Annotated in this window: 19 protein-coding genes; 14 read left to right on the top strand and 5 right to left on the bottom strand. The window is 54.7% G+C overall.

What is annotated here, in order from left to right; genetic code table 11:
- Together B4C79_RS02085 and B4C79_RS02080 are read right to left on the bottom strand one after the other, a co-directional pair.
- A complete protein-coding gene (locus B4C79_RS02085) occupies window positions 1-657 on the bottom strand; it encodes a DUF6989 domain-containing protein (RefSeq protein WP_291739608.1) in 657 nt (218 codons plus the stop codon).
- Window positions 654-1,286, bottom strand: coding sequence for a TetR/AcrR family transcriptional regulator (locus B4C79_RS02080; RefSeq protein ID WP_105029518.1), 633 nt, complete (start codon window positions 1,284-1,286; stop codon window positions 654-656). The genes B4C79_RS02085 and B4C79_RS02080 overlap by 4 nt, the downstream gene beginning before the upstream one ends.
- Before the next feature lie 86 nt (window positions 1,287-1,372).
- Here B4C79_RS02080 and B4C79_RS02075 point away from each other — a divergent pair, with 86 nt between their 5' ends.
- Entirely contained in the window at window positions 1,373-2,428 is a 1,056-nt protein-coding gene (locus B4C79_RS02075; RefSeq protein ID WP_291739610.1) for a hypothetical protein, read from the top strand.
- Here the strand turns inward: B4C79_RS02075 and B4C79_RS02070 are convergent, their stop codons facing one another.
- Window positions 2,429-2,740, bottom strand: a complete 312-nt coding sequence (locus B4C79_RS02070) for a pyrimidine/purine nucleoside phosphorylase (protein WP_171099858.1) — start codon at window positions 2,738-2,740, stop codon at window positions 2,429-2,431. It lies immediately after the preceding gene.
- Between the two features lie 272 nt (window positions 2,741-3,012).
- Between B4C79_RS02070 and B4C79_RS02065 the strand changes: the two genes are divergently transcribed.
- From B4C79_RS02065 to B4C79_RS02045, 5 genes are all read left to right on the top strand, one after another.
- Window positions 3,013-3,300, top strand: a complete 288-nt coding sequence (locus B4C79_RS02065) for a hypothetical protein (RefSeq protein ID WP_105029516.1) — start codon at window positions 3,013-3,015, stop codon at window positions 3,298-3,300.
- A 15-nt stretch (window positions 3,301-3,315) separates the two neighbouring features.
- Window positions 3,316-4,923: a hypothetical protein gene (locus B4C79_RS02060; protein WP_291739613.1), complete on the top strand. Its 1,608-nt coding sequence runs from the start codon at window positions 3,316-3,318 to the stop codon at window positions 4,921-4,923.
- 100 nt (window positions 4,924-5,023) lie between these two features.
- Window positions 5,024-6,112: an NAD(P)H-dependent flavin oxidoreductase gene (locus B4C79_RS02055; protein WP_291739615.1), complete on the top strand. Its 1,089-nt coding sequence runs from the start codon at window positions 5,024-5,026 to the stop codon at window positions 6,110-6,112.
- 118 nt (window positions 6,113-6,230) lie between these two features.
- Window positions 6,231-7,910: a GMC family oxidoreductase gene (locus tag B4C79_RS02050; RefSeq protein ID WP_291739617.1), complete on the top strand. Its 1,680-nt coding sequence runs from the start codon at window positions 6,231-6,233 to the stop codon at window positions 7,908-7,910.
- A gap of 7 nt (window positions 7,911-7,917) precedes the next feature.
- Complete coding sequence (locus tag B4C79_RS02045; RefSeq protein WP_291739618.1) at window positions 7,918-8,355, top strand: acyl-CoA thioesterase; 438 nt, start codon at window positions 7,918-7,920, stop codon at window positions 8,353-8,355.
- Here the strand turns inward: B4C79_RS02045 and B4C79_RS02040 are convergent, their stop codons facing one another.
- Window positions 8,356-9,516 carry an alkane 1-monooxygenase gene (locus tag B4C79_RS02040; protein WP_291751630.1) on the bottom strand — a complete coding sequence of 387 codons (1,161 nt, stop codon included), beginning with the start codon at window positions 9,514-9,516 and terminating at the stop codon, window positions 8,356-8,358.
- A 133-nt stretch (window positions 9,517-9,649) separates the two neighbouring features.
- On the opposite strand from B4C79_RS02040, the gene B4C79_RS02035 reads away from it, so the two are divergent.
- From B4C79_RS02035 to B4C79_RS02005, 7 genes are all read left to right on the top strand, one after another.
- Window positions 9,650-10,684, top strand: a complete 1,035-nt coding sequence (locus B4C79_RS02035; RefSeq protein ID WP_171099845.1) for an AraC family transcriptional regulator — start codon at window positions 9,650-9,652, stop codon at window positions 10,682-10,684.
- A 103-nt stretch (window positions 10,685-10,787) separates the two neighbouring features.
- Entirely contained in the window at window positions 10,788-12,827 is a 2,040-nt protein-coding gene (locus B4C79_RS02030) for an NADPH-dependent 2,4-dienoyl-CoA reductase (RefSeq protein ID WP_291751629.1), read from the top strand.
- On the top strand, window positions 12,824-13,852 hold the full coding sequence (locus B4C79_RS02025) for an AraC family transcriptional regulator (protein ID WP_291740332.1): 1,029 nt from the start codon (window positions 12,824-12,826) through the stop codon (window positions 13,850-13,852). Before B4C79_RS02030 ends, B4C79_RS02025 begins: the two co-directional genes overlap by 4 nt.
- An 87-nt stretch (window positions 13,853-13,939) precedes the next feature.
- A complete protein-coding gene (locus tag B4C79_RS02020) occupies window positions 13,940-14,911 on the top strand; it encodes an alpha/beta hydrolase fold domain-containing protein (RefSeq protein ID WP_291740330.1) in 972 nt (323 codons plus the stop codon).
- A gap of 9 nt (window positions 14,912-14,920) precedes the next feature.
- Complete coding sequence (locus tag B4C79_RS02015; protein WP_291740329.1) at window positions 14,921-16,063, top strand: acyl-CoA dehydrogenase family protein; 1,143 nt, start codon at window positions 14,921-14,923, stop codon at window positions 16,061-16,063.
- Window positions 16,064-16,084: 21 nt separating this feature from the next.
- On the top strand, window positions 16,085-16,966 hold the full coding sequence (locus B4C79_RS02010) for a MaoC family dehydratase (protein WP_291740327.1): 882 nt from the start codon (window positions 16,085-16,087) through the stop codon (window positions 16,964-16,966).
- Window positions 16,963-18,258 carry a thiolase family protein gene (locus B4C79_RS02005; protein ID WP_291740325.1) on the top strand — a complete coding sequence of 432 codons (1,296 nt, stop codon included), beginning with the start codon at window positions 16,963-16,965 and terminating at the stop codon, window positions 18,256-18,258. The genes B4C79_RS02010 and B4C79_RS02005 overlap by 4 nt, the downstream gene beginning before the upstream one ends.
- Window positions 18,259-18,278: 20 nt before the next feature.
- Here B4C79_RS02005 and B4C79_RS02000 read toward each other — a convergent pair whose 3' ends face one another.
- Window positions 18,279-18,542 (bottom strand): hypothetical protein, encoded by a 264-nt coding sequence (locus B4C79_RS02000; RefSeq protein WP_291740323.1) that lies wholly within the window; start codon window positions 18,540-18,542, stop codon window positions 18,279-18,281.
- A 173-nt stretch (window positions 18,543-18,715) separates the two neighbouring features.
- Between B4C79_RS02000 and B4C79_RS01995 the strand changes: the two genes are divergently transcribed.
- On the top strand, window positions 18,716-20,407 hold the full coding sequence (locus B4C79_RS01995) for an AMP-binding protein (protein WP_291740321.1): 1,692 nt from the start codon (window positions 18,716-18,718) through the stop codon (window positions 20,405-20,407).
- Window positions 20,408-20,514: the final 107 nt, after the last annotated feature.

The following is a 20,514-nucleotide window of genomic DNA, read 5'->3' as shown; positions in this document are numbered from 1 at the left end:
TTAACCAATCCAGAGCAGTGAAAGTGACAGCGCACCCGCATAGAAAACAGCCAGAGCCAGTGCACCAGTAATTTGTTGAAAAGTGGATTTGTTACCCAGTATGTTCCACAGCCACAGTGCGCCCATGGCCAGCAACATTTCCGGAATCAGGGGGTAAAGCGCAAAGCCCTGCACCTGGAGCACCTCTTGTGCATGCCACAGGTTCATGGGGCGTGCAGCCCATTCCCAAATCAGGAACCCACCCAGCGAGAGTGCTGCCACCACGGGGTAGGGTTTTGAGGTAGCCAGTGCCAGCCAGCACACTTGCCACAGGAGCATGATCCACAAGCCCATGAAATAGACGGGCACCGCTCCACCCAAGCGCACAATGCCGTGATCGGGAAAGGTCAATGTGCCCATGCGTTCCACCAGCATCCAGTCGGCGCAGGGCAGGGCAATGGACAGCGGCAGCAAAAACTTCCACAAGCGGACCCATTCGCCATGCCCCCTCAACACGTCAGCCAATGGAAGCGCAATGTTGTAGGCCACCGCAAACACCAGCAGTGCAACGCCCAAGGTGTTGCCAGTGGTGTTCAAAGCAACCGGAATGGCAACTGCAAAAAATGCGGCGTGAAACACCAAGGCATCACGCACACCCTTGGAATTGACGCGGTTCATCGCGCGGCTCCCCTTATCAAGGCATTCAGAATGTTGATGATCTCTTCGCTAAGCTCGGGAATGTCGGGCGGGTTCTCCAGCATCAGCCACTCGGCCAGCAACTCATTGATGCCGCCCACCAAGGCCACGCTCACCAAATGGTAGTTGCGTTTGGGCAGCTCGCCTTTGCTCACCAAATTGTTCAGGTAGGCTTCAATCAAACCGGCCATGTCATGAATGGCTTCGCGCCGGCGTGCTTCCATCTGTGGGCTCACACCCACCACCTCAAGAACGCCCACCCTGGCATGTCGGCTGTCTTCCAGGTAGTGATGCACCATGGCGCTCACTGCCAGTGGTATTTGTTCCGACAAATTCAGCTCGGGCGCGGACATGGCTTTCAACACACCTGCACGAAGATCTGCGATGATATTGTCGTACAGCGCGCGAAGTATCGCCTCGCGGCTGTCGAACAACTGGTAGAAGTGACGTGCCGTCACTTTGGCTTCGCTGCACAAGGCTTCAATTGTGGTGCGCCCGTAGCCTTGCCGCGCAAACAGTTCAAGCGCTGCAGCCAGCAAACGTGCCTTGCGTTCCTCGGCGCGCTGTTCAGCAGCCACGCCTCCATAAGCCCTCGTGGGTGTTTTGCTCATTCAATGTTCACTTTTGACAAGATTTCTTGTCCAAATTATAGTGAGCTTGTTTCAGAAAGCGCAACCAAAGATTAGGGGCAGGCATCATGTTCACACGCATCAGTCACTTCGACGGCACCCGCGATGCTCTGCGGCCAATGCAACGCGTGGACAATGTGCGCGAGGCCGCCAAAGATTTTCGTCGCGACATGTTGGCCAAACCCCAGGTGCTGTTCTACAAAACCTTCGAGTTGGTGCGCGTGCCATACCCCAGCAAATTTGCCTATCTGAATGCATTCGGTTTGCCCACACCCTTTGTACATCTTTGCAACCGTTTGTTTGTCATTCAGTTTTCCAGCAGTGAGGGTGTCAAAACACTGTTGGTCAGCCCGTCCGATTGGGAACACCAGCGTGCCACGCCATTTTTCGCGTACCTGGATGCCAAAGCAGGCCCCCTGGTGGGTGTGATGGAAGCGATGGTGCTGAAGAAAACCTCCACCGTACTGAAGTGCCTGGCCAGCATCGGGCTGCGGCCTGAGGATGTGGACTACATCACTTACGATCACCTTCACACCCAAAATGTAAGCCGCTGGCTTGGCGCCAATGGGCAAACGCCGATATTCCCGAACGCAAAGCTGTTGGTGATGCGGGAGGAATGGGAAAGTGCGCAGGCTTTGATTCCCTGGCAGAACCAGTGGTACTGCCCCCAAGGCACGCAAGGCATTGCACCTGAACGCATTGAATTGCTGGATGACAGTGTCTGGCTGGGTGACGGTGCGGTTGCACTGGTGCGCACCAAAGGTCACACCGAGGGGAATCACTCGATTGTGGCCCACACCGGCCAGGGTTTGTTGGTGACCAGTGAAAACGGGGTCAGCCTCGACGCCTACGAGCCCAAGCACTCCAGCATCAGCGGGCTTGCAGACTTTGCCAAAAGAACTGGCGCAGAAGTGATCATCAACGGCAACACGCAGGAATACGTGGTGGACCAATACATTTCCATGGTGCAGGAAAAAAGCATTGCCGGACCAAGCCCGGTGGATGATCGTTTTCCGAATGTGGTGCCGTCTTCCGAGGCACAGCCTTACTGGCTGTTCCCCGGTACTGCTCCCACCGCACGGTCGGGTAGTTTTGAGTTCGGGCGGTTTGTGGTGTCTGCGTAATTACTTGATGTAGCTGCAGCAGTAATCCACGGGTGTTTTCACTTTCAACTGGAATTTGGCGTTGGCCGGTACTTCGAATGACTGGCCACCCGTAATTGCTTTCCAGCTTTCACCTGGCAAACACACATCCATCTCACCCGCCAGAATTTCCATGATTTCTTTTTCTGCGGTACCAAATTCATAGTCGCCGGGCAGCATCACACCCAATGTTTTTTTCGTGCCATCAGCAAACAACACTGTGCGGCTTGTGACCTTGCCATCGAAATAAATATTGGCGGCTTTTACCACGGTGACATTCTCGAATTGAGCCATTTGATTTCCCTTTGAATGCAAAAAATTTGGATGCTGAATGATGCCTTAATTTCATTCGATTGCGGTGTTCTACTCCGCGTATTTGCTTTCTCGAACCCCCCCAATTTTGATCCCCCTAAATGGGTTCTTTCGTGGTTTTAATACAATTTTTAGAAAAAACCCTTACATCGTGTAAGTAAAAACCTTACATATTCGGTATATTCGCTACCTAGTAATGGTTAACCAAAATTAGTTAACCCCCCCTTCAATCGGAACATCAGCAAGGAATTCACATGTCGAACGAAATGGGTTCTGTTCAAAGTATGGACACTTTGCCGGGCATGAACAGCACAGATTTGTCATTGGCCTCCACTGTAATTCCCGCTGATTTGTTCAACAGCATTGTGTCGCAAATCACGCAAATTGATCTTTCGCTATTTGGCATGAACAGCCAGTTTGATGCAGCCACTGCCGCGATTTCTCCAAGGGACTTCACTGATTTCTCGCAGTCCTCCTCTCCCATTAACTCCTCCGCAGCATTTGCAGAATCCATCGTGGTTCAAAACGCTGACTTTGCTTGATTCAAGGAAAACACCATGAACTTTGACAGCCCAGTAGTAGCCTCTGTGACCAATATCGACGGCGACGTGTTTGTGAAGCGAAACGGCATTGAAACGCCTCTTCGCGAAGACATGGTGTTGCAAGCGGGTGACGTTTTGCGCTCCACCAGCAACTCCATTGCAGTGCTCAGCATTCCAGGCACACAGCAACAAATTCCGGCATTCCTCGAAATCTCCAATGGCGGTGTGGCCACGCTGGGTTTTGACCCCGATGCAGGCCCCAACGGTCAGGTGGTGATTACATCCAATGCTGGCGATGGTTTGGGCAATGTCACCTTGGTGTCCGAGTTTGATGGAGAAAACCAGGCGGCAGTGCTGGATGGTCAGGAAGCCACCGGAGAAATGAGTGGTCTCTTTGGTGCTGGCCTTCTGGGGGCTGGCGCAGGCCTGGGTGCTCTGCCATTGGCAGGTGCAGTGGGTGCTGCAGCTGTGTTTGCCGGTTCAGACGATGACAACGGCGGTGGTGGCAGCGGTGGTGGAAATCCCGGCGCCTTGCCTGCAGAAAATGCGGGTGGCCTGGCAGAAACCATCAGTGACCTGACCAACAATCTGGGTGAATTGACCGAACCCGTGCCCGTGGTGGGCGACGTGGTCGACGCCGTGGGCAATGTGATTGAATCCACTTTGGTGGGCGACAACAACGGCGGTTTGAACGGAATTTTGACAGGCTTGACCGATGGCTTGACCAGCGGGCTTGAAGCCACACCTTTGGCACCGGTGGCCAACGTGCTCGACATGGGTCTGGGCACTTTGACCGATCTGCTCGGTGTGGCCGCCAACCAGGTGAGCGGGTTCGGTGAAGGAACACCACTGGCACCCGTGTCTGATTTGGTGGCCAGCCTGTTGGGAACCACAGGCCCCAATACCGATGGTGGTGTTGGCGGCGTGGTGGGCACCGTGGTGAACGTGACTGACAGCGTCGGCCAACTGTTGGCTCCGGTGCCGGTGCTGGGCGACATTGCAGGCACTTTGGGTGGTGTGGTTGATTCAGTGGCCACGGGTAACAACGACGGTGGTTTGGCCGGTGTCCTCAGTGGTCTGGGGGGTGGCCTTCAAGAAGGTTTGGCTCCCACGCCTTTGGCCTTGATCGGAGAAGGCGGCAACACCTTGCTGAACACCGTGGGTGGTTTGTTAGGCGGCGTTGGCGATGCGGTGTCGTCGGTGGGCGCCAGCACACCCGCTGCACCAGTCACTAACCTGATCGGTGATCTCGCGGGCTCTTTGGGTGGTGATGTCAGTAATGCCTTGGGCAACATTCCATTCCTCGGCGGTGCGCTGGACAGCTTGACTGGCGGGCTTGGCGGCGGCAGTGCCTTGGGCGACATTCCACTGTTGGGCGGCCTCTTGGAAGGTGGTGCCGATGGCGGCTTGTTGGCCGGCGTGCCTGTATTGGGCGATGTGCTTGGGGGTGATCTGCTCTCCGGCGGCGGTTTGCTTTCCGGTGGTGATGCCTTGGCGGGTATTCCAGTGGTCGGTGATCTGCTGGGTGGTTTGACCTCATCCATCAGTTCGACCAGTGGTGCTGAGGGTGGCTTGCTCGGTGGTTTGCCATTGTTGGGTGACCTGACCAAGACGCTGGGATAAAAGCTGCTCAGCGCATACTTACAGTGCTTATCAGAATATCTCGGTTGATGTAATATTCATTGGATTGCCCGACCCGGCCCACTCGATCTACGGACAGCCCATGAAAACCCGCATCACCGAGATGTTCAACATTCAATACCCGCTGGTGTGCCCCGGCATGACCTACGTGGCCAATGCCGATCTGGTGGCTGCCACAGCCAACGCTGGTGGTCTGGGTATTCTGGCCATTGGGCATTTGACGCCCGAACAAACCCTCTCTGAAATTCGCAAGGTTCGAAGCCTGACCAACAAGCCTTTCGGCATTGGTTGCGCATTGATCATGCCGGGTGCCCGTGAAAATCTTGAAGTAGCCCTGAATGAAAAAGTACCTGTAATCAATTTCAGCCTGGGCAGCCCTGCCGATGTGTGCAAGCGTGTGCACGACTACGGCGGCAAAGTGATTGTTACCGTGGTGAATGCCAAACATGCCCTAAAGGCCGAGCAGTCGGGTGCAGATGCCTTGTTGGTGACCGGCCATGAGGCCGCAGCGCACGGCGGTGCAGTTACATCATTGGTGCTGGTGCCTGCAATCCGGCAGGTCACCAAGCTTCCAATTATCGCAGCCGGTGGTTTTGGCACGGGTGGCGGTGTGGTGGCAGCCTTGGCCTTGGGTGCAGACGGTGTGGCCATGGGCACGCGCTGGGCCGCGTCGAAAGAAAGCCCGGTGCATGCCAACACCAAAGAACTGATTGTGAAAAAGGAAGTGGAAGACACCATTTACAGCAAGAACTTTGACAGCATTCCTTGCCGGGTCATGACCACGCCCAACTCCAAAAAAATCATGTCGAAGCCATTCAATCCGGTGCGTGCCATGTGGCGCGCCTACCTGGCCGCGCGTGAAATGAACAAGCCTTTGCTGGGTATTCTGAAAGACGTCTTCAAAATGGGTTTGGAGCAAACACTCACGGTTACCTTTTACGGTGCTGCCGTTTTGCAAATCAAGAAAGCCACCATCGAGGGCAACCACACGCAGGGTGTGCAGTTGATCGGTCAGGTACAAGGTTTGGTGCAAGACGTACCCACGGTTGAGGAATTAACCCAGCGCGTGATGCGAGAGGTGGAAGAGGCCTTGGGACAGGTGAACCAGTTGGCTGGAAATGCGGTGGGCAGTGCACCCGCTGCACCCGAGAAGATCACACGCATCGCTTGACCGGAATTATCAATTTTTTGTGCGCTTTGAGGCGTTTCTTTTTGCCCGGCTTCCTCTATGATCAAGTGAGAAAATCACAAAATCCGATCCAAGCGGGTTTGAAAATCAGGAGGAGCAGATGAAGACAGAGCACGACTACATTGTGGTGGGTGGTGGTTCCGGCGGTTGTGCCATGGCAGGCCGCCTCAGCGAAGACTCAGCACTCGATGTATGCCTTCTCGAAGCCGGGGGCGATGGCACCGGTAATCTGATCAATATTCCCAGCGGTGCGGTGGCCATGTTGCCCACCAAAATCAACAACTGGGCATTCGAAACTACACCGCAACCCGGCTTGAACGGTCGCAAGGGTTACCAGCCGCGTGGCAAGGCCTTGGGTGGTTCCTCGGCCATCAATGCCATGGTTTACATTCGTGGCACGGCATCGGACTACGACCGTTGGGCCAATGAAGAGGGGTGCAGCGGCTGGTCTTACAAAGACGTGCTGCCTTATTTTAAACTCAGTGAATGCAACGAGCGAATTCGCGACGCCTACCACGGCAACAGCGGCCCGTTGAATGTGGCCGATTTGCGTTCCGACAATCCCTTTCAGCAAATTTATCTGGAAGCTGGCAAGCAAGCTGGTTTCAAGATCACTGATGATTTCAACGGTGCCGACCAGGAAGGCGTTGGCATTTACCAAGTGACCCAAAAAAATGGTGAACGCTGGAGCGCAGCGCGTGCCTATCTGTTTCCGCACTTGCACCGCAAAAACCTTACTGTGCACACCAAGGCCATGGTTCAGCGTGTGCTGTTTGAAGGCAAGCGTGCTGTAGGAGTTGAGGTGTCCATCAACGGTCAGCTGACTGTATTGAAAGCACGCAAAGAAATCATATTGACTGCGGGTGCCATTCAAACGCCGCAATTGTTGATGGTTTCCGGTGTGGGCGACTCTTCAGAGTTGGCACGTCATGATATCGATGTGGTTCATCACTTGCCCGGCGTGGGCAAGAACCTGCAGGATCACCCCGACTTTATTTTTGGTTATTCCACCAAAAGCCTGGACACACTGGGTTTGTCCATTCGCGGTGGTATTCGTTTGCTGCGTGAAATTTTCCGCTACCGCAAGCATCGCCGTGGTGCGCTCACCAGCAACTTCGCCGAAGGCGGCGCGTTTCTGAAAACCAGCCCCGAGTTGAAAGACCCGAACGTGCAACTGCACTTTGTGGTGGCCATGGTGGATGACCACGCTCGCAAAATGCACATGGGGCATGGCTTTTCGTGCCACGTGTGTTTGTTGCGCCCGCGCAGCCGTGGCAGCCTTACCCTGCAAGGCAACACCATGGACACGCCACCACTGATCGACATTGGCTTTTTGAAAGATCCTCGTGATCTGGATGATCTGGTGGAGGGCTTCAAATTGACCCGAAAGATCATGCATGCGCCTGCCTTGGCCAAGTGGATTTTGAAAGACAAATTCACCGAGCATGTGCGCACCGATGACGAAATTCGTGAAGTGTTGCGCAACAGGGTTGACACGGTTTACCACCCCACAGGCACGTGCAAAATGGGCACCGATTCCATGGCGGTGGTGGATCCACAATTGCGTGTGCACGGGCTGGAAGGTCTGCGCATTGTCGATGCGTCTGTGATGCCCAGCCTGATCGGTGGCAACACCAATGGTCCTGTCATGATGATGGCTGAAAAAGCCGTGGATCTCATTCGTGGCGTGTCGCGCGTGCCCGCACTTGAACAGGCCGAGCACAATGCAAGAGCACGTCAGGAACACTTGGCGCAGGCGCTTGTTGCACAGCCGGTGTGAGTTTTCAATGAGCAAGCCTTTTGAGTTCCTATTCAGGGTGCGTTATGGCGAATGCGACGCGCAAGGCGTCGTTTTCAATGCCCGGTATGGTGACTACACCGATTTGGCAGTCACTGAATATTTGCGAGCAGCCATTGGCAGTTATCAGGAGCTGGTTCGCCTGGGCTATGAAACCCAGGTGGTGCGTTTGCTCACGGAGTGGAAAGCACCCGCGCGTTATGACGATGTGCTGTGTGCCACAGTCGAGCCCACCCATTTCGGAAACACCAGTTTTACACTCACAATTGCATTCACCAATTTGGTAAGTGGGCAGGTAATTGCCACTTCACAAGCCACTTACGTGTTGGTGTGTGCCAAAGAATTCACCAAGCAAATTATTCCTGCAGAATTAAAAAGCGCCCTGCAAGAGGGCGCTGTGGGCAAGCAGATCAATCAGGCTGGCTGATCAGGCCGCCAGCGAATAACGCTGAATCACACGTGCGCGTTTGCTTGGGTGAATGTTGATTTTTTGTGCGTTTTTGCCTGCCACTTCCAGCAACCTTGGGTTCATGATGGCAAACCACAGGGGTGGTACATAGGCAATCAGGAACATGCCGAAGTACCCCGATGGCAAGCTGGGCAGCTCCGGAAAATCACGCAGCGACTGGTAACTGCGCGCCGGGTTGGCGTGGTGGTCTGAGTGGCGCTGCAACTGAAACACCACCAGGTTGGACACCAAGTGGTTGCTGTTCCAGGAATGGTGTGGGGCGCAACGCTCGTACTCACCATTGGGCAACTTCTGACGCATCAAGCCGTAGTGTTCAATGTAGTTGGCACTGGTCAACTGAAATGCACCCCAGAAGGCTACCACGGCCAACACCGGCACCATGGGCCAGCCAAACATGGCGATCAGCGCGGTGTACAACACCAAGGTCATGGCACCGGCTTGCAGCATTTCATTGCCTGCATTCCAGCGGCTTTTGCCTGCGCGTTCCAGGCGTTCACTTTCGAGCCTCCAGGCGCGTTTGAATGCCCCTGGAATTTCACGCAACATGAATTCGTAAATGTGTTCACCCATGCGTGAGGTGGCCGGGTCTTCCGGTGTGGCCACATCGCGGTGGTGGCCACGGTTGTGTTCGATCGAGAAGTGACCATAGCCACCCAGCGAGAGGGTGAACAGCGCCAGTGCTTTGTCCAGCTTGCGTTTTTTGTGGCCCATTTCATGACCCAGGTTCAAGCCAAAGCCCAGCAATGAACCTGTGGTAATGGCCACGGCCAGCCAGTGCAGCCAGTGCAAATCGTGCGTGGCGAGAAAAACCACGTTGAACAAAAAACCGAAGGTAATAATGGGCACCAGCAGGTAGGTGATCACGCGGTAGTACTTGGTGTTCTCCAGTTCGGGCACCGCCTGTTCAGGCGGGTTTTGTTTGTCTTCGCCAAACACAAAATCGAGCACGGGCAAACCCAGATAGAAAAACGCCAGGAAAATCCACAGCCACTGCGTGTGGCCGGTGTACAGGTACATGATTGGGCCGAGCGGCGCGGCAAAGGGCGCGATCACCGACAACAGCCACATGTATTTCTTGGGGTCTTTGTATTGTGTAGCGGGCATGGTATTGGAAGTCATTGTTGTGCACTGGGTTGTTCAGGATGGTTTCATCTTAGGCCTGCAAGGCGATGGACAACACCGCGCAGGGTGGCATAAGATCGTCATAAAGTGACAAAACCAAAATAACAACAAACACCACGAGACAACACACTTGACCCAATCTCTGCATGAATCAGTCGCAGCCTTAAAGCCTGCCTTGCACCCTGTGTACGCGCGTTTGCTGTGCGCCGAGTTGCAGCGTCGCGGTCATTTGCCCGAAGAAATTCTGGACGGTTTGCCCCTGAACTGGCAGCAGCTTCACGAAAGCAACCAGTTCATGAGTTTTGACCAGATGCGCCAGCTGATTGAGCACGCACTCAAGCTAAGCAACTGCCCATGGCTGGGTTTGGAGGTGGGGTTGAGAACACCGGCATCGGCCCACGGCACGCTCGGTGCAGCCATGATTGCCAGCAAGAATTTGCCCAGCGCCATGTTACTGCTGCAGCGCTACGCAGGCTTGCGCCAAAACCTCGCCAATTTGAAGTTTGAACCTGAACCCGAGTTTGCCGCAGTGCTTGAAGAATGGGTTGATTTGGGCCCGGTTCGCGAGTACCTGCATTGCCAGTTGCTTGGTGGTTTGGTGCAGTTGCTCACAGCGATGACGGGGCAAGAACTGCCACAGCAACTTCGAATCGAGTGGCCGTTTGAAGCCCCGCCCTGGGCTCATGAATATCAGCGAATTGCGCAACACAACAGCTTTGGTCATGCGCAGTTGCGTGTGGTGTTGGGCAGCACTCTGGTGAACAGCCCCAGCCTGGCTGCCGATGATGAAGCCTTGCAGCGCTTGCTTCGCGATTGTGATTTGCAGTTGCAGCGCCTTCAAGCCGGCGGCACCCTAGCCCAGCGCGTGCGCATGCTGTTGCAGCAAACCGAAGGGCACATGCCCACCTTGCAAAGCATGGCTTCCAGGGAAAACCTGACCGAACGCACCTTCATGCGCCACCTGCAGGCCGAGGGCACCAGCTTTCAGCAATTGCTGGATGAAGTGCGGCAAGAACGCGCCAGCTGGTTGCTGGCCAACACCGACACCACGGTTGAAGACATCGCTTACGCGTTGGGCTACGAGGACGCATCCAATTTCAGCCGAACATTCAAACGCTGGTGCGGCCAAACCCCCAAGGAATACCGGCTGGCACATGCCGCGTGAAAGTGCATGCCACCCCTTAATTTGTTTCTAATTGACGTAATATTTGAATAACTTTGTAATGTTTTGTTGATCCAACCATCGAGGTATTGAAATGCCCGCAGTTATGCAAAATCAAGCGCACGCCAAGTTACTTGAGCCATTGAACCTGGGTTTCACCACCTTGAAAAACCGCGTCATCATGGGTTCCATGCACACCGGGCTTGAAGAAGAGCCACCAGAGAAACTGGCTGCGTTTTTCGCACGCCGAGCACAAGGCGACGTGGGTTTGATGATCACCGGTGGTTTTGCCACCTCGGAAACCGCTGTGTTGTGGCCCGGCGCTGGCCGCATGACCAGCGAGCAAGACGCCATTCGTCACCGCACGGTGACCGATGCCGTACACGCCGCAGGCGGAAAAATTGCGATTCAGTTGTTGCACGCAGGCCGCCAGGCTTACAACGTGAACATGGTTTCAGCGTCGGCCAAGCAGTCGCCGATTTTCCCATTCACCCCACGCGCGCTAACTGCAGAAGAAATTGAACAGGAAATTGATGGTTTTGCCAGCGCGGCTGCGTACGCCAAAATGGCAGGCTACGACGGTGTCGAAGTCATGGGTTCGGAAGGTTATTTGCTGAACCAGTTTTTAACCGAGCGTGGCAACGAGCGCACCGATGAATGGGGCGGCACTTTCGAGAAACGCATGCGCTTTCCGCTGGAAGTGGTGCGCCGCATTCGCGCCAAAGTGGGTGCAGAATTCATCATTGTGTACCGCATGTCCATGCTTGATCTGGTGCCCGATGGTCAAAGCCTGGAAGAAACATTGCTGCTGGCCCGTGAACTTGAAAAAGCAGACGTCACCATTCTGAACACCGGCATTGGCTGGCACGAAGCAAAAATTCCAACCATCGCCACGCAGGTGCCGCGCGGCGCATTCACCTGGGCCACCCGCAAAATCAAGGAAGTGGTGTCCATTCCTGTGGCTGCGTCGAACCGCTTGAACATGCCCGGCGATGCTGAGCGCGTGTTGCAAAATGGCGATGCCGACATGATCGCCATGGCCCGCCCGTTTCTGGCTGATCCCGACTGGGTGTTGAAAACCAAAGAAGGTCGGGTGGATGAAATCAACACCTGCATTGGTTGCAACCAGGCTTGCCTGGACCACACCTTTGGCGGCAAGCGTTGCAGCTGTTTGGTGAACCCGCAGGCTTGCCACGAAACCGAGCTTGTTTTTGTGAAAACAACCGCGAAGAAAAAAGTGGCGGTGGTGGGTGCAGGCCCGGCGGGCATGTCGTTCTCGCTGACGGCTGCACAGCGCGGCCACGCGGTGACCCTCTTTGATGAGGCCAAGGAAATTGGCGGGCAGTTCAACATTGCCAAGCAGGTACCCGGCAAGGAAGAATTTCATGAAACCATTCGTTACTTCAGCACCATGTTGAAGAAAGAGGGTGTTAATTTCCAATTGGGCAAACGCATTAACGCCGATGATCTGAAAGACTTTGATGAAGTGGTGCTGGCCACCGGCATCATTCCCAACGTGCCCAGCCTGCCCGGTGTTGATCACCCCAAGGTGATGGGTTATCTCGATGTGTTGAAGCACGGCAAGCCGGTTGGGCAGCGTGTGGCCATTGTGGGCGGTGGTGGTATTGGTGTGGATACCGCCGAATTTTTGACTCATCACGCAAATGAGCACGGCGTAGCGCAATCCCCCTCTACCAGCATTGAAGACTTCTGCGAATTCTGGGGCATTGATCGTGAGCAAAATGCGCGTGGCGGCATTGCCGGCGTGAAGGCCAACCCGGAAAAAGCATCCCGACAAATCACGATTTTGCAACGCAAGCCCAAGAAAATTGCAGGCCCCGGAAAAACCACGGGCTGGATCCACCGCGCCGCGCTGGAAGCCAAAGGCGTGCGTTTGTTGTCGGGTGTGGAATACATTGGTGTTGAGGATGCAGGCCTGCGCATTCGCACCCCCGATGGTGCCGAGCACTTGCTGGAAGTGGACAACGTGATTGTGTGTGCAGGCCAGCACCCCAACCGCGAACTGGAAGAATCAGTGCGCGCTTTGGGCAAGCCACTGCACATCATTGGCGGTGCATTCAAGGCCGCTGAACTTGATGCCAAAGAAGCCATTAACCAAGGCGCTCGACTTGCCGCAACAGTGTGACCAGTCAACACGCCAACAACAAGGTTGTTTTTCCAACGGCTTACACGCGCACACTGGCGCGTGAGCAGGGGCTGGACCACAAAGGCCAGCTTCTGCTGTTGAAAGGCACGCGCTTGGCTCCCGCAGATCTGTTCGAGTTGAACCGTTATATTGATTCAGAAACCCAGGCCGTGATTGTGCGCAATGCTTTGCAGCTAAGCGGCAACCCGGCACTGGGCTTGCGCTGGGGTGCCAATTTGCACCTGGCCGCGCACGGCCCACTGGGCACCTTGATTGCTTCATCGCCCACCTTGGGCCATGCCTGGAAAGCGACTGAAAAGTTTCACGACATACGCGGTGGCTTTGCCCGCATGGAAGGGCACATTGCCAGCGATCACTTTGCGGTGATCATCAACATGGGCATCGCGCTGGATGAAGTAGGGCGATTTTTCTGCGAAGCAGTGCTGGCTACCATGGTCAACCACCTGGGTATGATCATTGGCAATTCCAAACCCGCATTGCGAGTGGAGCTGGCGTATTCTGCCCCGCCGTATGCCAACCAGTACCCCGAATTTTTGCATGCACCTTGCCTGTTCGGCAAACCGAAAACAAAAATTGTGATTCCCCATGGTTTGGCCTTGATGTCCAATCCCATGGCCGATCCGGAAACCCACGCCATGGCCTTGGCCCGTTGCGAGCAGTTGTTGCTTGAACAGCGCCGCCCCAGCAACTGGGCAGCCAGGGTGACCGAGCTGTTGCGCAGCAACCCCGGTCAAATATGGACTTGCGAGCAAGTGGCAAGCCATTTTCATTTGTCATCGCGCACCTTGATGCGCTACCTGCGCGATGAACAAACCAGCTACCAAACACTGCGCGATTCCGAATTAGCACGGCAGGCCAAACTCAGCTTGCTGGTCAGCAACAACACCGTGGAATCGGTGGCCCTTAGCCTGGGTTATCAAGAAGTCTCCAACTTCAGGCGTGCCTTCAAACGCTGGTTTGGCATGTCGCCGCAAGCATTTATTGAACAAAGCAGGGTAAATTAAGACAGCCTGTCGCTATTTACCCCCATTGTGTCCGGCTTTGCCCTAGGCCAAACAGCATGCATGCAACAAGATGTTTGCATGAGCTCCATGTCCAAATCCGTCACCCTGTTCCTGCGCCTGTGCCAAGGGCGTTTGCTGGCCGCCCGCAATCCTGAAAAGGTATGGCGGGTTGGCGAGCGCGTTACCAACCTGCTGCAAAAACTGTCCCGAATGCCAGCGGGTTGCACCGTGCAGCACCGCACAGTCAATGGCGTACCGGTGGAAATTATCGAGAACCACAGCGCACACGCCAACACCAGTCAAACCCTGCTGTTTTTGCATGGCGGTGGTTTTGCGTTTGGCAGCGCCGCCAATTACCGGGCCTTTGTTGCACGTTTGTGCAAAAAATCGGGCATTGCCCGCGCCTGGGTGCCCGATTACACCCTCATGGGCAAAGCCCCTTTCCCGGCGGGTTTGAACGATGTTGTTGAAGTGTGGAAAGCCCTGCTGCACGAACACGGCCAGAATGAATTGCTGCTGGCAGGCGATTCCGCAGGCGGCAATTTAAGCCTTGCGCTATGCCACGCCATGAATGCCAGTGAACTTCGCTTGCCTTCCCGTGTTTACCTCAGCTCGCCCTGGCTTGATCCTTCTTTGGGCGAAAGCGATTTGCGCCCCGAAGTGGTGGACGCATTCCTGGGTCACAACGAAGCCAAAGCCCGTGATTGGCTCAAGCGCATGTTTGCCACCCCCTATGCCGATGTTCACGATCCGGCAAACCCTTTGATTTCGCCGTTGTTGGGTGATTTGTCCCGTTTGCCGCCAGTGTATGTGCAGTGCTCCGCCAATGAAGTGTTCATGGTCGACAGCCTGCGCTTGATGAAGCAGGCCCAGGCGCTGGGCACCGAGTGCTATGTGGATGTGTGGTCGGGCGTGTTTCACGATTTCATTTTGTTTTCTCCCACCATGCCCGAAGGTCGTGCCGCTTTCGCAGCCGCCGCCGCGTGGCTTGGCCATGGCGAGGTTCGCCGCCCCCCTTGTTTCCAGAATCGAATTCGACAACTGTCGTCACCACTGTAAGGTCTTCGCATGTTCACTTCCTACTTCAATGAAACCCACGACGAAGCACGCCGCAACATTCGCCGCTTCGTCGAGCGACACATTCAACCCAACATCAATGAATGGGAAGAGGCGGGCACTTTTCCCCGGGAAATTTTCAATCTGGCTGGCGATGCCGGTATTCTGGGCATTGGCTACCCAGAGGAATTTGGTGGCAATTCCGAAGGCGACTACTTCATGAGCCTGGTGGCCACGGAAGAATTGTTGCGTGCGGGTTCCGGTGGTTTTTTCTCAAGCCTGATGTCGCATGGCATTGCACTGCCACCCATTGCGAAGTGGGCCAGCCCCGAGATGCAAGAACGCATTGTGCCGCCCGTGCTGCGTGGTGAAAAAATCATTGCGCTGGCCGTGACCGAGCCCGGTGGTGGGTCCGATGTCGCCAACCTGAAAACCCGCGCTGTTGATTGTGGCGACCACTACAAAGTGTCGGGTTCCAAAACCTACATCACATCGGGTATTCGCGCCGACTATTACACCGTGGCTGTGCGCACCGGTGGCGATGGCTATGGCGGCATCAGCATGTTGCTGATGGAAAAGGGCATGCCCGGCTTTACCACAGGCCAGCCTTTGAAAAAAATGGGTTGGTGGTGCAGCGACACCGCCGAACTTTTCTTCGACAACGTGGTGGTGCCAAAATCGAATTTGATTGGCATTGAAAACGGCGGATTCATGATGATCATGACCAACTTCGAGGCCGAGCGTTTGGGCCTGGCTTGCTACGCCAACACCTTGTCGGAACTGGCATTCAACGAGGCCTTGAATTACGCCAAAAACCGCAGCACTTTTGGCAAGCCCTTGAGCAAACACCAGGTGATTCGCCACAAGCTGGCCGACATGGCCACACAGCTGGAAGCCAGTCGGGAATTCACTTACCGGGTTGCAGCCCGCATGCAGGCCGGTAAACCTGCGCTGAAAGAAGTGTCGATGGCCAAAAACTTTGCCACCAAAACATCTGATTTCATTACCTATGAAGCCGTGCAAATTTTTGGGGGTATGGGCTTCATGCGAGAAAGTTTGGTGGAGCGTTTGTACCGCGACAATCGAATTGCATCGATCGGCGGTGGCACCTATGAAATCATGAATGAAATTATTGGCAAGCAGTTGGGCCTGTAAAAAAGAAAAGGACTACACACCATGTTGGCAGACTATCCATTGAAATACCTGGCCTTGCACTGGCCCAACATTCGGTCCATGGGCTGGGCGGCTATTCGCAATGCAACGCCCATTACCCGACCCGGTACCTTGCCGCAACTGCCTGTGCACCACAGCATGCATGTGCCCGCGCTGAACGATGAATTGCTGGACCAATACGTGGCCTGGACCGGTGCACCCGCGAATCGCTACCGCACAGAAATGCCTGCACATTTTTGCAGCCACTGGGCCATGCCCATGCTGGCCAAGCTGGGTAGCCTTGCGCCTTACAATTTGTTGTCGCTGTTGAATCAGGGTTTGCGCATGCAAATTCACAAGCCACTGAATCGTGGCGAGTCAATCGCCCTGCGCGGCAGTTTGATGGACGTGACTGATGATGGCGACAAAGTGCGCATTCACACCCGCGTGCAGGCCAGCAACCCCAAGGGTGAATTGGCGATGGTCATCGACAGTTACTCCACCGTGCCCCGTGCAAAACCAGCGGGCAAAAGCAAACCCGCCAAGCGCGATGAATTTGAATTCACCACCGCAGGCCACTGGAATGCCGAGGAAGAAGATGGCCTGGCGTTCGCCATGCTGACGGGCGACTTCAATCCCATTCACACCATCAAGGCTGTGGGCAAACGCACGCGTTTTAAAAGCTGTATTTTGCATGGATTCGGGCAATTGGCCCGCACCTGGGAAGTGCTGCACAACGCAGGCCACACGGTGGCCGATCTTGATGTGCGCTGGATCAAACCACTGCCTTTGCCCCATGCCGGCATGCAGGTACAAACCAGCACCACGCCCGATTCTGAAGGTTACACACAGCTGCGTTTGACTTCTGCAGATGGCATCTTGCACATGGTGGGGCGCTTCAAATGAAGTCGATTCGAAAAGCCGTAATTGTCGATGGCGTGCGCACCCCTTTTCTGGATTCAGGTGGTGCTTATTCGCAGCTTATGACCTATGAATTGGGTGGCAAAGCCATTGCCGGTTTGGTCAACAAGACTGGTGTTGATGCAAACCGCGTGAACATGGTGACCATGGGCACCGTGCTGCATGAAATTGAAACCTCGAACGTGGCGCGTGAAAGCATGTTGAGTGCTGGCTTGCCCGCCACCATTCCCGCTTACACCACCTCCATGGCCGGTTTGTCGGCCAGCGTGGGCTTTGCCAATTTGTGCGACATGATCGCCTTGGGCCGAATCGACGTTGGCATTGCAGCGGGTGTGGAAAGCTTTTCCGATATTCCCATTCGTTACTCGCAAAAAATTCGGCGTGCAGCCATGAAGGTGCGGCAAGATGCTTCCGCAAAAAACATACTGAAGAACCTGGCCAGCCTGCGCCCGGCCGACTTGAAGCCCGAGATGCCCACTGGCACCGACTTCACCACCCGCAAAACCATGGGTGTGTGCGCCGAACAAATGGTGCAAAAGTTCAAGGTAAGCCGTGAAGACTGCGACGCCTTCACCGTGCGCAGCCACCAGTTGGCCATTGAGGCACTGAACAAAGGCCACTTCGAGGGCACCATTATTCCGGTTCAGGTGCCGGGTTTCAAACACCCCATTACATTGGATAACACACCCCGCAAGGACAGTAATATCCAGAAGCTGTCGACCATGCGCACTATTTTCCGAAAGGACGGCGTTATCACCGCCGCGGGTTCATCCCGTTTTACCGATGGCTCGGCCGCCTTGCTGGTCACCAGCCTGGAAGCTGCACATGACATGGGCTTACAGCCCCTGGCCAAGGTGGTGGATTATCAACTGGCCGCAGTGAAAAGCCTGGAAGAAGAAATGTTGCTGGGGCCAGCCGTGTCCATTCCTGCCTTGTTGGCCAGAAACAAGTTGAGCATGGCCGACATCGACGTGTGGGAACTTCATGAAGCCTTCGCCGCTCAAATCTTGGTCAACATTGCGTGCATGCAGCGCAGCGAATTCGCGGGTGAGTACTATGGGGGTGCGGTTCCTGGCGATTTGCCTATCGACAAGCTAAACACTTGGGGTGGTTCGCTTTCCCTGGGCAATCCGTTTGCGGCTACAGGTATTCGCTTACTCACCACCGCAGCCCGCAGGTTGCAGGTGGAGAACAAGCGTTATGCCGTGGTGTCCAGCTGTGCAGGGGGCGGCTTGGGCGCCGCCATACTGCTGGAAAACAAGGGGGCTTTGAACTAGCGTCTTAATGATGAAGTAAATCAATCATCGTCATCGTCGTCATCGTCGCGGTCATCCCAATCGTCGTCGTCATCGTCATCATCGCGGTCGTCCCAATCGTCGTCGTCGCCCCACACCCGGCGATCGTCGTAACCGTCGAAACCAAGGGCGGCATAGGCTGACGGAATCAGGATGTTGATGTCGATGGTGGGGCCATGACCGCGGCGGTAATCATCGCCAGCCTGGGCCAATTGGGAAAAGGCAAGCGTGGTGCCCAAAGCGATGATGGAAATAAGCGTTTTCATTGAGTACTCCTGATGAAAATAGGCTGTAGGACTTTTTTGAAGCAATGTCATCGTTTAACTCTTGGTGACCTTGGCAGGTTGACAAAATGAATGTGAAATTTCCATGAAGCAGCCGGCGTGCTGATATTCTTGTATCAACTTAAAAGAACAGAAAAAATTCGGGAGACAAACAAATGAGCGCAGCGCAGTACGAAAAATTCGAAACCCTGCTGGATTGCCTGGACCATTGGGCAGCCACACAACCCAACAAGGTTTATTTCACACAGCCTTTATCGGCCGAGAAAACAGTGGACTACACCTGGGCTCAAGTGGCTGATCAAGTCAACCGCATGGCGGCTTATTTGCAGTCGCTGAACCTGCCCGAGAAAACCCATATCGGTATTTTGGGCAAGAACAGCGCACACTGGATCATGGCCGACCTGGCCATTTGGCGGGCAGGGCATGTGTCCATTCCCTTGTACCCCACACTGAACGCTGAAACTGCTGAATACGTGCTCGACAACAGCGACTCAAAAATGATTTTCATTGGCAAGATGGACGAGCTGTGGCGCGTGGTTGAGAAGGGCATTCCAACCGATATGCCCACCATCACTTTGCCTTTGGCGCCTGAATTAAAGCACGCCAAAAAATGGGACGACATCGTGGCCGCCACTGCGCCCACGCAGAAGCCGGTCAAGCGCAGCAAAGATGAAATGGCCACCATGCTGTACACCTCGGGCAGTACCGGCAAGCCCAAGGGCGTGATGATCTCGTTCAACGCCATGATCAGCGCACTGCGCGGCACCTCGCAGGTGATGAGCTTCAGCAACACCGACCGCATGATTTCCTACCTGCCGCTGGCCCACGCCGCAGAACGCGCCATTCTCGAAACCGGCTCGCTGTTCTATGGCTTTCATGTGTACTTCTCGTTCGGGCTCGACAGCTTCATTCAAGATTTGCAACGTGCACGGCCCACTTTGTTTTTCTCGGTACCCCGTTTGTGGACCAAGTTTTACAACGGCATTTGCGGAAAAATTCCGCTGGGTGTGCAGCATATTATTTTCCGCATCCCCATTCTTTCCGGTTTGTTCAAAAAGTTTTTGCTGAAAAAACTAGGCCTGTCAGAAGTGCGCATGGCGCTGAGTGGCTCGGCACCCTTGGCCCCGGCCTTGATGTCTTGGTACCGCAATCTGGGGCTTGATTTGCTGGAAGGCTATGCCATGAGCGAGAACTTCGCGTATTCCCATTGCAGCCTGCCCGGCAAAGTGCGCGTGGGCTATGTGGGCAACACCTACCCCGGTGTGGAATGCAAAATTTCCGAAGTGGGCGAGGTGCTGGTGAAAAGCCCCTGCAACATGATGGGCTATTACAAAAATCCGGAACTGACTGCAGAGTCTTACACCGCCGACGGTTTTCTGAAAACCGGCGACATGGGCGTAATCGACGAGCAAGGCCGCTTGAAAATTACCGGCCGCGTGAAAGAATTGTTCAAAACCAGCAAGGGCAAATACATTGCGCCTGTGCCGATTGAAAACCGCTTGAACGGCCATGAATTGATCGAGGCTGTGTGTGTAACAGGCCCCTCGTTTTCACAACCTTTTGCGCTGGTCATGTTGCCCCTTGAGGAACACAAACAAGTGGAGCAAAACCCCAATGAAGCGGCACGGGTTGAAAGTGAAATGACCGAGCTGCTGAACCATGTGAATGGTCAGCTCGAAGCGCATGAGAAGTTGAGTTGCATTGTAGTGGTGAAAGACCTGTGGACCATGGAAAATGGCTTCCTGACCCCCACCATGAAAATCAAGCGCAATGTGATCGAGGAGAACTATCTGCCCAAGGCAGAAGCCTGGGTGAAAATGAAAAAACCAGTGGTGATTGAGCAGTAAACGAGTTGCAAGTCGGCATTCTTACAGGCCCCAATTTGAGTGGGTGGTAGGCAGTAAATTGCTTCGATATTCTTCGGTAGTTAACACCTGTTTGTACTAATTAACGG

The sequence above is a fragment of the Limnobacter sp. UBA7229 genome (assembly GCF_002473065.1).
GTDB classification, from domain to species: Bacteria; Pseudomonadota; Gammaproteobacteria; order Burkholderiales; family Burkholderiaceae_B; genus Limnobacter; species Limnobacter profundi.
Note: the sequence above shows the minus strand (reverse complement) of the source record. Positions and strands in the feature narration are given on the sequence as shown.